Source organism: Clostridium sp. CF012 (assembly GCF_018861755.1).
In the GTDB taxonomy this organism is placed as follows: Bacteria; Bacillota; Clostridia; order Clostridiales; family Clostridiaceae; genus Clostridium_AD.
In genome coordinates this window covers 47297-61355 of sequence record NZ_JAHLEF010000022.1, presented here as the reverse complement: position 1 = coordinate 61355, position 14059 = coordinate 47297, and the positions used below count along the sequence as shown (strand labels likewise).

Sequence of the window (14059 nt, the reverse complement as noted above, 5' to 3'; positions counted from 1 at the left end):
TAATAACGTTATAATATCATATTTTTATGGAAAAAGATAGAAAATAATTAAATGCATATAAAAATAATGCATAATGCAACGGAAAATTGCATTATGCAAGGAAATTGAATAATTACTAATGCAAAGGTTTGTTAAAAAATAGACTTAGTGTAGTTTCTCAAACAACTTATATTTGGCATGACTTTTGCTACTGCATATAGTGTGTAAAAGTTTACAATCTTTAAAGGTTTATAATACTTAAATATATATAGTGTTTAAATATAAAGAAATATTGAAAGGATGATTAAAATGGATGATAACAAATGGCTATTAAAAGGAATTAAAGTTGTTGAATTTGCAACATTTATCGCTGCACCATGTGCTGCTAGGATGCTTGCTGATTGGGGTGCTGATGTTATTAAGGTAGAGCCTATTTCTGGAGAAAACATGAGGGGTATTGGATGTGTATACTCATCACCTTGCCAGGATGATGAAAATCCTTGGTTTGAAAATGAAAACTTTAATAAAAAAAGTATTTGCGTTAATGTAAAATCAAAAGAAGGCATGGAAGTATTTCATAAATTACTTGAAGAGGCAGATATTTTTGTTACAAATGTTCGCGTGCAAGCTCTTGCAAAACTTGGATTATCTTATGAACAGCTTAAGGCAAAATATCCTGGTTTAATATTTGTTCAAGCTTTAGGCTATGGAGAGGAAGGGCCACTAAAGGATAAACCTGGATTTGACTACACATCATATTTTGCAAGAGGTGGTGTTATGTCTTCACTTATGGAAAAAGGTACTACTCCAACAAATGTTGCTGCAGGCTTTGGCGATCACTACGTAGGCATTGCTCTTGCAGCAGGTGCATGCGCAGCTCTTGTAAAGAAAGCTAAAACAGGCACAGGAGAAAAGATAACAGTAAGTCTTTACCATATGGGCATTTATGGACTTGGTTCTATGATTATGTCTGACCAGTACGGAAATAAAATGCCGATGTCAAGACTTAGTCCAAACTCTCCTGTTTGTAATTCATACCAATGCAAGGATGAAAAATGGATTCAATTAGCATTAATACAATATGATCAATGGATTGAAAGATTCTTTAAGGCTATTAGTAGAGAAGATTTAATGAATGATGATAGATATAATACCCGAAATGGAATGGTGGAAAATGTTGAGTCTATGGTTACTATTGTTTCAGAGGCAATGCTTAAAAAAACTCTTGATGAGTGGGAAAAAGTTCTTATGGAATGTGATATTCCTTTTGAAAGAGTTCAGTCTTGTGCTGACATTGCTGTGGATGAACAAGCTTGGGCAAATGACTATTTAGTAAAGAAAACTTATGATTCAGGTAATGAAGGTATTTTAGTCAATTCACCTGTTAAATTTGGAGAAATGGGTATTAGGGAAATGACTCCTGCTCCAAGACTTGAAGAAAATACTGATGAAATCTTAAGTTCAATTGGATATAGCATAGAAGAAATTCAGACTTTGAAATCAGGCAAATTAGTTAGATAGTTTTAGTAAAATTGTTAGTAAGGCATATTACGCCAAATAGGAAAGGACAGGATAGTATGTATACAATGGGACTCGACATAGGCTCAACAGCAACCAAGGGTGTAATTATTGAGAATGGTATAAAAATCGTGGCTACTTCAACTATACCCTCGGGTACAGGCACTACAGGACCTGCAAGGGCATTGAAAGAATTATTTGGGAAGCTGGATATTTGCCGCGAGGATATAGAAAAGCTAGTAGTAACTGGATATGGAAGAATGAAATATTCTGATGCAGATAAGCAAATTAGCGAGCTGAGTTGTCATACAAAGGGAGTTAACTTCTTAGTACCCAGTGCTAAAACCATTATAGACATTGGTGGGCAAGATGCAAAAGCATTAAAGCTTAATGAAAGTGGTAAATTGGTTAATTTTGTTATGAACGATAAGTGCGCTGCTGGCACAGGAAGATTTTTAGATGTTATGGCAAGAGCACTTGAAGTTAATGTTTCAGATTTAGGTGACTTGTCTGCTAAATCCACAAAAGAAGTTCCTATAAGTAGTACATGTACTGTTTTTGCAGAATCAGAGGTTATTTCTCATTTATCCAATGAAGTAGCAATTGAAGATATTATTGCTGGTATTCATGCTTCAGTAGCTAAAAGAGTTTCTAGTCTTGCAAAAAGAGTAGGTATCCAGGAAAGTGTGGTAATGGTAGGTGGTGTGGCAAGAAATAGCGGGGTTGTTAGAGCTATGGAGCAGGCTCTTGGACTTGAAATTATTGTGCCAGATTTAGCACAACTTACTGGAGCATTAGGAGCAGCTTTGTATGCATTCGATGAACTTAAAAATAATGAACTTGAAAGCAATGAAATTGAAAACTAATAAAAGGTTTGAGGAGGAGAAAAATGAGCGATAAATTATCATCAAAAGAAGTAATAAGCAATTTATTAGCAAAGCAGTACGAAAATGCATTTGAGGCCAAAGCAAAGGGTGAACCTGTAGGTTGGTCCACATCTGTATTTCCTCAAGAGCTTGCGGAGTGTTTTGGGCTTAGTGTATGCTATCCTGAAAATCAAGCAGCAGGAATAGCTGCAAAAAGAGAATCTCTAAAATTATGTGGAATTGCAGAGGACACAGGATACTCTAATGACATATGTGCTTACGCAAGAACTAATTTTGGATTTCTTGAAAATGGCGGTTGTGAAAGCTTAGATATGCCTCGTCCTGACTTTCTATTATGTTGTAACAACATTTGTAATCAAGTTGTTAAATGGTATGAAAATATCTCTAAGGAATTAAATATACCACTTATTTTGATTGACACTACATTTAACAATGAATATGAAGTTAGTCAGGAAAGAATAGATTATTTAAAAGGTCAATTTGATGAAGCTATTAAACAGTTAGAAGTGATCTCTGGAAAGAAATTTGACCCTAAAAAATTTGAAGAGGTCATGAAGATTTCTACTAAAAACGGTAAGCTTTGGAAGTATTCAATGAGTTTACCTTCAGCAAAGCCATCTCCTATGAATGGGTTTGATTTATTCAACTATATGGCAGTTATTGTTTGTGCAAGAGGAAAACAGGAAACAACCGATGCTTTTGAACTATTAATTGCAGAATTAGAAGAGAGAATTAAAAATAAGGAAACAACATTTAGGGGAGAAGAAAAATTTAGAATCATGATGGAAGGAATACCTTGCTGGCCATATATTGGATTTAAAATGAAAACATTATCAAAATATGGTGTTAATATGACGGGGAGTGTTTACCCTGATGCCTGGGCTTTAGAGTACGAAGTCAACGATCTAGATGGAATGGCAAGAGCCTATAGTAGTATGTTTAATAATGTAAATTTAGATAGAATGACAAAATTCAGAATAGATTCTCTAAAATCAGGTGACTGCGATGGTGCTTTCTACCATATGAACAGAAGCTGTAAACTGATGAGCCTTATGCAATATGAAATGCAAAGAAAGGTATACGAAGCTACGGGGTTACCTTATGCGGGTTTTGATGGAGATCAAGCAGATCCAAGGAATTTTACAGAAGCTCAATTTGAAACAAGAATACAAGGTTTAGTTGAAGTAATGGAAGAAAGAAAAATAACTGGAGGTAATGACTAATGAATACTTTTGAAACTGTTTTATCACAGATGAAAGATGTTATTAATAATCCAGGAGCAGTGGTGAAATCATATAGAGAAAAAGGTATCAAAATAGTTGGATGTTTTCCTGTTTACTGTCCTGAAGAGATTATTCATGCTGCTGGAATGTTTCCAATGGGTATTTGGGGAGGAGCCACAGACATTGAATTAAGTAAACAATATCTTCCAGCATTCGCTTGTTCAATTATGCAGTCTTGCCTTGAATATGGATTAAAGGGAGTCTACAATGATTTATCAGCGGTTATTATTCCTGGTATGTGTGACACCTTAATATGTATGGGCCAGAATTGGAAGGTAGCTGTTCCACAGGTTGAATATATTTCACTTGTTCATCCTCAGAACAGGAAACTTGAAGCAGGCATTGTATATTTAAAAAGTGAATACAATAATATCAAAAAAAGATTAGAAGAAATTAGTGGTTGCATCATTACAGAAGAAAAATTAAATGAAAGTATTGAGATTTATAATGACCATAGAAGAACTATGAGGGGTTTTGTAGAAGTAGCTGCAAAGTACCCAAATATTATCACTCCAATAATTAGAAATGCAGTCATTAAGAGTGCTTTCTTCATGGAAAAATCGGAGCATACAAAATTAGTGAAAGTTCTTATTTCAGAAGTAGAGAAAACGCCTGCTGAGAAATGGTTAGGGAAAACAGTATTGTTATCAGGTATATTAGCTGACTCAGAAGAGTTACTGAGTATTCTTGCTGAAAATAATATTGCAGTAGCTGCAGATGATTTAGCACAAGAAACAAGACAATTTAGATTTGACGTTCCAGGAGGATCGGATGCAGTAGATAGATTAGCAAGATTTTGGTCTATTTTTGAAGGCTGCTCCTTGGCATACGACCCTGAGAAAAAACGTGGAGCTATGATAACTCAGGAGATAAAGGAAAAGAATATTGATGGTGTTATTTTCTGCATGATGAAATTCTGTGATCCTGAGGAATATGATTATCCACTAATGAAGAAAGAAGTGGAAGCAGCAGGAGTTCCTACTTTATATCTTGAGATAGATCAACAAATGAAAAATAATGAACAAGCTAGAACTCGTGTTCAAACTTTTGCTGAAATGCTAAGCTTATAATTTGAACATGATTATATATAAATAATGCTATATCAAAGTTGAAATGGAGGATATTAATATGTTATTTAAGAAAGAACATATACTTTTACAAAAGGCAGTTAGAGATTTTGTGAAAAAAGAATTAGACACACTGCCAGCGGAGATGGATAAGACTGGTGTGATGCCAAGGGAATTAATGGATAAGTTGGCAAGGTATAAATTTATAAGCACAATAGTTCCAAAAGAATATGGTGGAGCTGGTGCAGATTATGTTTCATATGCGATAGTTATGGAAGAAATTAGTAGGAAATGTTGTTCCACAGGTACATTTGTTACTGCTGGATCCTCTCTTGTGGCATTGCCTATTATGAATTTTGGTACAGATGCTCAAAAAGAAAAATACTTAAAACCTTTAGCTTTAGGCGAGCAAATTGGCGCCTTTGCTTTAACTGAACCTGGTGCAGGTTCTGATGCAGGTGCACAGCAAGCAGAAGCTGTGTTAGATGGAGATAACTATATTTTAAATGGTAGAAAGTGCTTTATTACTAATGCTCCCATTTGTGATTTTGCCATAGTAATTGCTATGACTGATAAATCTAAAGGTGTACGCGGTACTTCAGCATTTATAGTAGAAAGTAGTTGGGAAGGATTCTCACATGGTGCTCATGAGGACAAGATGGGTATTAGAGGTACAGAAACTTCTGATTTAGTTTTCCAGAATGTTGTGGTTCCAAAGGAGAATTTAATAGGCAAAGAGGGTATGGGATTTAAAATTGCTATGAATACTCTTGAGGCTGGTAGAATCGGTGTTGCGGCGCAAGCTCTTGGAGTTGCTCAAGGTGCTTTAGATGAAGCTATAAAATATACTAAGCAAAGAATTCAATTTGGTAAACCATTGTCTAAGTTCCAAAATACTCAGTTTACCATAGCTGACATGGAGACTAAGGTATGTGCAGCTAGATTATTAGTTTATGATACTGCAGAAAAGAAAGATGCTCATATGAAAATTGAAAAAGAAGGATCTATGGCAAAATACTATGCAGCAGAGGTGGCTAATGAGGTTGCTTATAAAGCACTACAACTTCATGGTGGATATGGTTATATAAAGGATTATCCAATTGAAAGAATGTACAGAGATGCTAGGATTTTATCTATTTATGAAGGTACATCACAAGTACAGCAAATGGTAATCGCAGCCAGTGTTTTAAGATAGAAACAATATAAAAATTTTTATACTTGGAGGTATATATTTTGAAAATATTAGTTTGTGTAAAACAAGTACCAGATACTACAGAAGTTAAAATTGATAAAGAGAAAGGAACCCTTATTCGCGAGGGTGTTCCAAGTATTTTAAATCCAGATGATGCTAATGCATTAGAGGAAGCTCTTAAAATAAAAGATAAATATAAAGATGTTACAGTTACTGTGGTTTCCATGGGACCACCTCAGGCAGATTATATGCTAAGAGAATGTTTAGCTATGGGTGCAGATGATGCGTTTCTATTAAGTGATAGAGCCTTTGGTGGTTCTGACACCTGGTCAACATCTAATGCAATAGTAGCAGGTATTAATAAAATAGGACAATTTGATATAATTTTTGCAGGAAGACAAGCAATAGATGGAGATACAGCTCAGGTAGGACCTCAGATTGCTGAAAAACTGCATATGCCACAAGTTACATACGTTCAGAACCTTGAAATTAAAGGTAATGAATTAGAAGTACAAAGGCAACTAGAAGATGGATATGAGATCATTAAAGTAGATATGCCTGTATTATTAACAGCTGTTAAGGAGTTAAACGAACCTAGATATATGTCAGTAGACAAAATATTTGATGCATATAAAAAAGAAATTGTGGTTTTAGGCTTTAACGATATTGACATTGATACAAATCACGTAGGATTAAAAGCTTCACCTACTAAGGTATTTAAATCATTTACACCACAACCTAAGGGAAAGGGCGTAATGCTTGAGGGTACATCTAAGAAAAAGGTTGAACAATTAGTAGTGGCTTTAAAACAAAAACACATTATATAAGTTGATTTGCAATCAATAGGTTGCATAATACTGAATTTATGGAAAAACAAAATACATTATATTAGGTGGAGGTAAACATGGATATGGATTTAAGTTTATATAAAAATATATGGGTATTTGCAGAGCAAAGACAAGGTAAAATTTCTCCGGTTGTAGTTGAGCTTTTGGGAGAAGGTAAAAAGCTTGCTAATGAAGTTGGGGTTGAATTATGTGCTGTGTTACTGGGAAAAGATATAAATGGACTTGCTAAGGAATTAATTTCTTATGGTGCGCAAAAGGTATATGTAGCAGATAGTTCTCTTTTAGAAAACTATACAACAGATGCTTACACAAAAGTTATTTGCGATGCTGTAAATCAATTTAAACCCGAAATAATGCTACTTGGAGCAACTCATATTGGTAGAGATCTAGCTCCTAGGATGTCATCTAGATTGGACACAGGACTAACAGCAGACTGCACAAAACTTGAAATTGACCCAGAGGATAAAAAAATTATGCAGACTCGTCCTGCCTTTGGAGGGAACATTATGGCCACTATTATTTGCCCAAATAATAGGCCACAAATGTCTACTGTAAGACCAGGTGTTATGGATAAAGCTTTAAAGGATGAATCAAAAGTTGGGGAAATTATTAATTTAGACTTTAAATTGTCAGAGAAGGATATAAGAACAAGGGTAATTAAAACTGTAAAAACAAATAAGGATATGGTATCTTTAGTAGATGCTAATGTCATTGTTTCCGGAGGCCTAGGTCTTGGAGATGAAAAGGGCTTTGAAATGCTCAAAAAGCTTGCAGATAAATTTGGTGGAGTAGTTGGTGCTTCTCGTGCGGCTGTTGATGCAGGATGGATTGATCATTCTCATCAAGTAGGTCAAACTGGTACAACTGTGAAGCCTACTGTGTATATTGCTTGTGGTATTTCTGGTGCTATTCAACATGTTGTTGGTATGCAGGAAGCAGATGTAGTAATTGCTATCAATAAAAATCCATCAGCTCTGATTTTTGGAGTAGCTGACTATGGTATTGTTGGAGATGTATATGATATAGTTCCAATGCTCACTGAGGAATTAGATAATGTTGATGAATTAGTAAAAAGGATAAATGCATAAATATAAGGTGGATTAAAGCTATATATTATAGGACTTGAAATTTTTAAATTCCAATAAATTGTTAATATACAAGGGGGAAATAAAAATGAAATTAATTATGTTTAGTGCAAGAGAAGATGAAGTTAGTGCTGCTAGCATCTGGGGTAAAAAGCGTGAAGTGGAAGTTGAAAATATTTCAGAACCTTTATCATTAGAAAATATTCATTTAGTAAAAGGCTTTGATGGAGTTTGTCTCTGTCAAACAAAAAAGATGGAACACGGAATTTATAAAGGATTAAAAGATAAAGGAATAAAACAAATTGCATCACGTACAGCTGGAGTGGATATGTTCGATATGGTGGAGGCAACAAAACATGGATTATTTATTACAAACGTGCCTGTATATTCGCCTAATGCAATTGCTGAATATGCTGTAACTGCCTCACTTAATATTGTTCGCCATGTGAATCATATTAAAGTAGCCATGAAAGAACAAGATTATCGTTGGAGAAAAGAGATTATATCTAAAGAAATAAGATCCATGACTATTGCAATTATTGGAACGGGTAAAATTGGATGCATAACAGCGCAAATATTTAAAGGTTTTGGTGCAAAAGTTATAGGATATGATTTATACCCTTGTGAAGCAGCTAAAGGGTGTATGGAATATGTAGATACTCTTGAAGAGGCTATTGCACAAGCAGATTTAATTTCATTGCATATACCAGCTACAAAGGATAATTTCCATTTATTTAACAAAGAAATTTTTGATAAAATGAAAGATGGTGCGTTTTTCGTTAATACAGCTAGAGGCACAATTGTTGATACAAAAGCGTTAATAGATGCTTTAAACAGTGGTAAAATTGCGGCTGCAGCTTTAGATACCTATGAAAATGAATTCAACTATTTTACAAAAGATTTTACGGGTAAGGAAGTTGAGGATGAGATGCTAAAAGAACTTACTCACCGTGATGATGTATTATTAACACCACACATAGCATTTTATACTGAAACAGCAGTTAAAAATTTAGTTGAAGGTGGATTAGATGGAGCTTACGATATTCTTAAAAATGGTACTAGTAATTATATTGTAAACTAATTTTATTTTATTTATAGCTCATGGTTGTTTAAAACCCAGTATAATTTCTTATTATACTGGGTTTTTTAAATACAATTATGAGGTAGCATACTGAGGTATGTATAAATTGGAGATAACTACTAAATTCTTAGTTAGAAAATAAAAAAACATGGATGAGAGCAGTCTAGTTAGAGCTTTTATAAACTTTTCCATAGGAATCCTTACATACCACGCTATCGCTTACAGCAAGCTTGCCATTTAATACAACAAATTTAATTCCAACAGGGGCTTTAGTTGGTTCAAAGTAATCTTCGAAACCATTAATTTCTTTTAAATCAAATAAAACTATATCAGCAGTTTTACCTACAGCTATTTCTCCTATATCTTTAAGGCCTAAAGTTTTAGCAGGCAGATAGGATATCTTATATATAGCGTTTTCAAGAGAAAGGACATTTTTATCTCTCACAAATTTACCTATAAAAAGAGGGTAGTTGCCATAAAGCCTTGGATGTGGATTTCCTGCTGGTATGCTGTCTGACCCTACCATTTGCAGTGGATGATTTATTAGTTTAATGGTATCCTCCTCGGAAAATATATTTAGCGTGACTATTGCTACTCCAAACTTTTCGTCCATAAGCAGCTGCAGCGCAAAATCTACAGGGTTAATACCTAGATCTTTAGCAATGACACCTACAGTCTTTCCAAGGTATTTTAAATTTTCCACTTCTTTTACTGAAGTTATGAGTATGCCATCCCAACCTGTAATTAAGCTATAATTGTCCCACCCACTATAGTGAGTTTTGATACTTGTAAGTTCACCTTTAAGCTTTAGGAGCAGTTTTTTATCTTGAAGTCTTTTAAGCATTTGTTCACTCCCGCCAGCAGTAATCCAAGGTGGTAAAAGTTGAGTCATTAGGGTGCTTCCAGATAAATATAAATGCTCATCAAAGGTTATTTTAATCCCTTTTGCTACTGCATTATCTATATAACTTATAAGCGTTTCAGCATCACAACCCAAATCCTTCGAGTTGTAAGACCTCATGTGCGAAATGTGAAGCCTTACATTAGACCGCTTGGCTATATAAATAATTTCCTCTAGAGCATTTGTTATAGTATCATCATGATTTCTAAGATGAACCATAACAATTCCATCATACTTTGCAATAATCGTGCATATAGCTATTAGCTCATCTTTTGTGCTAAAAATTGCAGGCATGTATTGAAGGCCTATAGACATCCCAAAAGCACCAGCTTTCATAGCACTATCTGCTATTTTACACATTCTGGAAAGCTCTTCTTTAGTTGGTATTCTACTATCAAAGCTCATAACACTTGTCTTAATTGCTCCATGGGAAATGAGAATTGAAAAATTATTTTTCAGTCCTTTTGAAGCTATTTTATGTATATAGTCATCGAGATTAGAAAAACTCCAATTAAATGGAGGATCTCCGACTACTCCTCTTATATAGTTTTTCCATATGCTATTTTCTTCTTCAATACAAGGAATGACGCCTAAGCCACATTGTCCTACAAGCTCTGTGGTTACACCTTGCATTAATTTCAAATTTTGAATATTTTCATCCATAAAAGGTACTAAATCATTATGGCTGTGCACATCATAAAACCCGGGCAAACTATAAGTCCACTAGCATCAATAATTTCTAAGGCTTCTTCAACAATATTACTTTCGATTTTCACTACTTTTCCATTTTTGATTCCTAAACTTCTTTGATAAGAAGTATTACCAGTACCGTCTACTATATTTCCGTTTTTTATTATTATATCTAACATTTCAATTCATCCCCTTATGTAGAATATAGTACTTTAACGATTTTTATGCAATAGAAAACTCTAGTAACGTCAGACAATCAAACAGAGGTTTTGGGGAGCAGATAAACAATTTTTTCAAGAAAAAGATAGATAGGATAAGGATAATTTAAAAAGATAGCAAGAGTTTTTATGTAATTAGGTTATAATAGTAGGAAAAACATTTAATTAAAAAGGAGAGAAAGTAATGACAAAAGAACTTTGGATTAATCTGCCGGTAAAAGACCTCAAAAAATCAAAAGAGTTTTTTTATAAGCTTGGATTTTCATTTGATGAGAAGTATACTAACAGTGATGAAGGCGCTTGCTTAGTCATAGGAGAAAAAAATATTGTGGTGATGCTTTTCACGGAATCCGCTTTTAAAAATTTTACGGGAAATAAAATTACAGATTCAAAGCAAGGTACGGAAGTTTTGTTTTCTATCGATGCAGAGAGCAGGCAAGAAGTAGATGAAATGGCAGAGAAGGTAGTAAAGGCCGGCGGTACAATCTATGCTGAGGCAGAAGACAATGACAGCTGGATGTATGGCTTTGGGTTTTCTGATTTGGACGGTCATAGGTGGAATGTGCTGTTTATGGATATGAGTAAGCTGCCCAGGGAGTAAGAAATAAATTTTACCAGGTTAAATCATAAAATGTGTTAATTAAAAAAGGTGTGATATATATAATGGAAACATGTAATAATTCAATTATAAACGTAGAAACTATAGTTAATGCCACCGTGGAAATAGTGTGGAAATATTGGACAGAAACACAACATATAACTAAATGGAATATCGCTTCAGATGATTGGCACACGCCATTTTCTGAAAATGATTTAAGGGTTGGTGGAAAATTTCTTTCAAGAATGGAAGCTAAAGATGGTAGCTTCGGGTTTGATCTTAGTGGTGTTTATGATAAAGTGAAATTAAATGAGGTTATTTCTTATATTTTAGATGACGGGAGAAAAGTTAAAATCACTTTTATAAGTCAAGAAAACAAAACCAAGATAATTGAAGCCTTTGAATCAGAAAAAACCAATTCAATTGAGCTCCAACAAAAGGGATGGCAGCAGATTTTAGATAACTTTAAAAAATATGCTGAGAGCCAACAATTGAAAATGTAAACTGAAAAGCAGTTATTTACCGCAAAATTGTGGTAGATAACTGCTTTATTAGAATTAAATGGTTTAAGTAGGACAGCCTGTTATAGCTTTTATAACACCCATAAATACAGAGAATTTTTGACGCTTACTTTTGTTTATTGTTATTTATACTTTTTCAGTATTACTACTAGTTTTGTTCTGCAATTCATCAAATCTCTTCATAACTTCATTATAGGTATCTTTGCAAATTTGTGGTAAATCACTATTTGTCGCTTTATTAAAATCTAATCCAGCTTGAGAAAAGCCTTTTTCTACTGCAGCTCTCATTTGTTGTAGTTTCTTTGGATCATCTCCTGCTATAGATTTAGCCATAGTCAGAATACGATCAGCCACTGCATTTATAGAATATGCTCCACCTTTTTCTATTGCTTGCTTCGCACCTTCTGGAGTTGTTGCCATTTTTGGATATGCATTTTCTACAGAACCAAATATTTTAGTAAGTAGATCTGTAGTTTCTTTTGACATTTCACTAATTCCACTTTCAGTTGATTTTCCAAGTAGCTTATTCTGATTATTTATTGTATCACTTATGAATTTTTTTATAAAATCTGCTTTTAAGTTTTCCTGTGATTCTTTTAAAGCTGTAACTTCTTCTGTGGAAAGCTTCTTTCTTAGAGGTTTATAGCTTGAATCTGCCTTGTCTTCTTCTGTGGATTTAACAAAAGTATCAGTTCCAAAATCTTGTGTAACCCTTTGGGCGTTTGAAGTATCAATATTCCCAGTATTTTTATTATCTGCTTTTTTTGTGTCATTTGTAATAGTATAATTCGAACTGTTACTCCCTTTAATTTCAATAATGTCCATATGTGTGGGTGATTCCTCCTTTTTATATATTATTGTGTTTATTATACTATCGTTGAATTATCAGTATACTTTATAACAAGCGGCTAGGGTAACTGGCTTTAGTACTAAAGAATACCTTGCTATGGCGCATTAAATACAAGATGAATTTTTTGTAATATTTTTAAGATTCACACTTATTTTTCAGGCAATAGTTAAGAAAATATATCTTGTTTTTTGATTAAAAATTATATATAATTACTCACAGAAATAATTGTGATATGGGGAGGTAGATCCATGGAAAAAATGTCTTTTGAAATTAGAAAAGCGGTTTATACCGACATTGAAGAAATACGAGTACTTGCAAGGGAATCTTTTAAGATGTATGCCGAAAACGCGGCAATTACAGAACTAATCGCACCTCTTGAGGAAACCTATGAGGAGATAAAAAAGGCTATAGAAACTACTGAAGTTTTTGTAGCTCTATATAACGAAGAAGTTATTGGTAGTGTGAGGATTGAAATAAAACATGATAGTACTGCTTATTTAAGTAGATTCGGTGTTTCACTTACACATCAAAATAATGGTATCGGTAAAATATTAATGAATGCAATTGACAACTTAATGATAGAAATCGGGATTACCTCTTTATATCTTCATACTGCATCCAGAATGTTTTCACTTATTAGGTTTTACTATGGAAGGGGCTTCTATATAGAATCCACCACTAATGACCGAGGCTACATAAGAGCCTTGCTATGCAAGGAATATATAGAAGAAAAAAACGAGGCTTCCATAGATGCTAATTATGAAGATCGTTCAGTAGTATAATAGAAACAGTTACTAGAACCTAGGTATTTAAATCTAGAAATTACTGAAGATGAGGCCATGAAAGACCCTGACTTAATAATAAAAATACTTACAGAGTTAAAATCAAAGGGGATTAAAATTTCAATGGATGATTTTGGCACAGGGTATTCTTCCCTGAGTTATATAAATAAGCTTCCTATTGATACAATTAAAATAGATAGATCACTTATAATAAATTTAAAAGATAGCTCTAAAAATAAAGTTATAATTAAAGCTATGGTAGTAATGGCTCATAGCTTAGGCATTAAAGTTGTTGCAGAGGGAATTGAAACAGATACAGAATTTGAACTGTTAAAGGAACTCCAATGTGATTCTATTCAAGGATACTTAATTGGTAAACCAATGACATCAGCTAATTTTAGAGAAAAATTTATCAAGTGAAAACTACCCAGTAGATAGTTCAAGATAGCTGTCTACTGGGTAGTTTTTTGCGCTTTTTATCTGAAATTAACCAATGTATAGTTAGTAAATCTTACGTTTAATTATCAAAAATTCATGATATAATAACCATGAGGTATTT

The 14059-nt window shown here is 33.7% G+C and carries 14 protein-coding genes and 1 pseudogene; 12 read left to right on the top strand and 3 right to left on the bottom strand.

Features of this window, described 5'->3' with window-relative positions; all coding sequences use genetic code 11:
• Positions 1-288 precede the first annotated feature (288 nt).
• The 8 genes from KPL50_RS17505 (at position 289) to KPL50_RS17470 (ending at position 8940) form a co-directional block, all read left to right on the top strand.
• A complete protein-coding gene (locus tag KPL50_RS17505; protein WP_216299833.1) occupies positions 289-1500 on the top strand; it encodes a CaiB/BaiF CoA-transferase family protein in 1212 nt (403 codons plus the stop codon).
• Positions 1501-1556: 56 nt separating this feature from the next.
• The gene (locus tag KPL50_RS17500; protein WP_216299832.1) at positions 1557-2363 is read left to right on the top strand and encodes an acyl-CoA dehydratase activase; all 807 of its coding nucleotides are present in this window, start codon (positions 1557-1559) and stop codon (positions 2361-2363) included.
• 23 nt (positions 2364-2386) lie between these two features.
• Complete coding sequence (locus tag KPL50_RS17495) at positions 2387-3607, top strand: 2-hydroxyacyl-CoA dehydratase subunit D (RefSeq protein WP_164957526.1); 1221 nt, start codon at positions 2387-2389, stop codon at positions 3605-3607.
• Positions 3607-4737, top strand: coding sequence for a 2-hydroxyacyl-CoA dehydratase subunit D (locus KPL50_RS17490; RefSeq protein ID WP_216299831.1), 1131 nt, complete (start codon positions 3607-3609; stop codon positions 4735-4737). Before KPL50_RS17495 ends, KPL50_RS17490 begins: the two co-directional genes overlap by 1 nt.
• A gap of 58 nt (positions 4738-4795) precedes the next feature.
• Positions 4796-5929, top strand: a complete 1134-nt coding sequence (gene acdB / locus KPL50_RS17485) for a putative isocaproyl-CoA dehydrogenase AcdB (protein ID WP_216299830.1) — start codon at positions 4796-4798, stop codon at positions 5927-5929.
• Positions 5930-5967: 38 nt separating this feature from the next.
• The gene (etfB, locus tag KPL50_RS17480) at positions 5968-6753 is read left to right on the top strand and encodes an electron transfer flavoprotein subunit beta (protein ID WP_216299829.1); all 786 of its coding nucleotides are present in this window, start codon (positions 5968-5970) and stop codon (positions 6751-6753) included.
• 77 nt (positions 6754-6830) lie between these two features.
• Complete coding sequence (locus KPL50_RS17475; protein ID WP_216299828.1) at positions 6831-7862, top strand: electron transfer flavoprotein subunit alpha/FixB family protein; 1032 nt, start codon at positions 6831-6833, stop codon at positions 7860-7862.
• 85 nt (positions 7863-7947) lie between these two features.
• Positions 7948-8940 carry a D-2-hydroxyacid dehydrogenase gene (locus tag KPL50_RS17470; protein ID WP_216299827.1) on the top strand — a complete coding sequence of 331 codons (993 nt, stop codon included), beginning with the start codon at positions 7948-7950 and terminating at the stop codon, positions 8938-8940.
• Positions 8941-9103: 163 nt separating this feature from the next.
• Here the strand turns inward: KPL50_RS17470 and KPL50_RS17465 are convergent, their stop codons facing one another.
• Together KPL50_RS17465 and KPL50_RS27130 are read right to left on the bottom strand one after the other, a co-directional pair.
• A complete protein-coding gene (locus tag KPL50_RS17465) occupies positions 9104-10504 on the bottom strand; it encodes an amidohydrolase family protein (protein ID WP_253200686.1) in 1401 nt (466 codons plus the stop codon).
• A gap of 8 nt (positions 10505-10512) precedes the next feature.
• The gene (locus KPL50_RS27130; RefSeq protein ID WP_253200685.1) at positions 10513-10710 is read right to left on the bottom strand and encodes a hypothetical protein; all 198 of its coding nucleotides are present in this window, start codon (positions 10708-10710) and stop codon (positions 10513-10515) included.
• Between the two features lie 223 nt (positions 10711-10933).
• Between KPL50_RS27130 and KPL50_RS17460 the strand changes: the two genes are divergently transcribed.
• On the top strand, positions 10934-11350 hold the full coding sequence (locus KPL50_RS17460; protein ID WP_216299826.1) for a VOC family protein: 417 nt from the start codon (positions 10934-10936) through the stop codon (positions 11348-11350).
• A gap of 62 nt (positions 11351-11412) precedes the next feature.
• Positions 11413-11850, top strand: coding sequence for an SRPBCC family protein (locus KPL50_RS17455; RefSeq protein ID WP_216299825.1), 438 nt, complete (start codon positions 11413-11415; stop codon positions 11848-11850).
• A 144-nt stretch (positions 11851-11994) separates the two neighbouring features.
• On the opposite strand, the gene KPL50_RS17450 is transcribed toward KPL50_RS17455, so the two are convergent.
• Positions 11995-12693: a hypothetical protein gene (locus KPL50_RS17450; RefSeq protein ID WP_216299824.1), complete on the bottom strand. Its 699-nt coding sequence runs from the start codon at positions 12691-12693 to the stop codon at positions 11995-11997.
• Positions 12694-12966: 273 nt separating this feature from the next.
• On the opposite strand from KPL50_RS17450, the gene KPL50_RS17445 reads away from it, so the two are divergent.
• Both KPL50_RS17445 and KPL50_RS17440 read left to right on the top strand, forming a co-directional pair.
• The gene (locus tag KPL50_RS17445; RefSeq protein WP_216299823.1) at positions 12967-13500 is read left to right on the top strand and encodes a GNAT family N-acetyltransferase; all 534 of its coding nucleotides are present in this window, start codon (positions 12967-12969) and stop codon (positions 13498-13500) included.
• Positions 13501-13524: 24 nt separating this feature from the next.
• Positions 13525-13920, top strand: a pseudogene (locus KPL50_RS17440) (EAL domain-containing protein); the annotation flags it as partial.
• Positions 13921-14059: the final 139 nt, after the last annotated feature.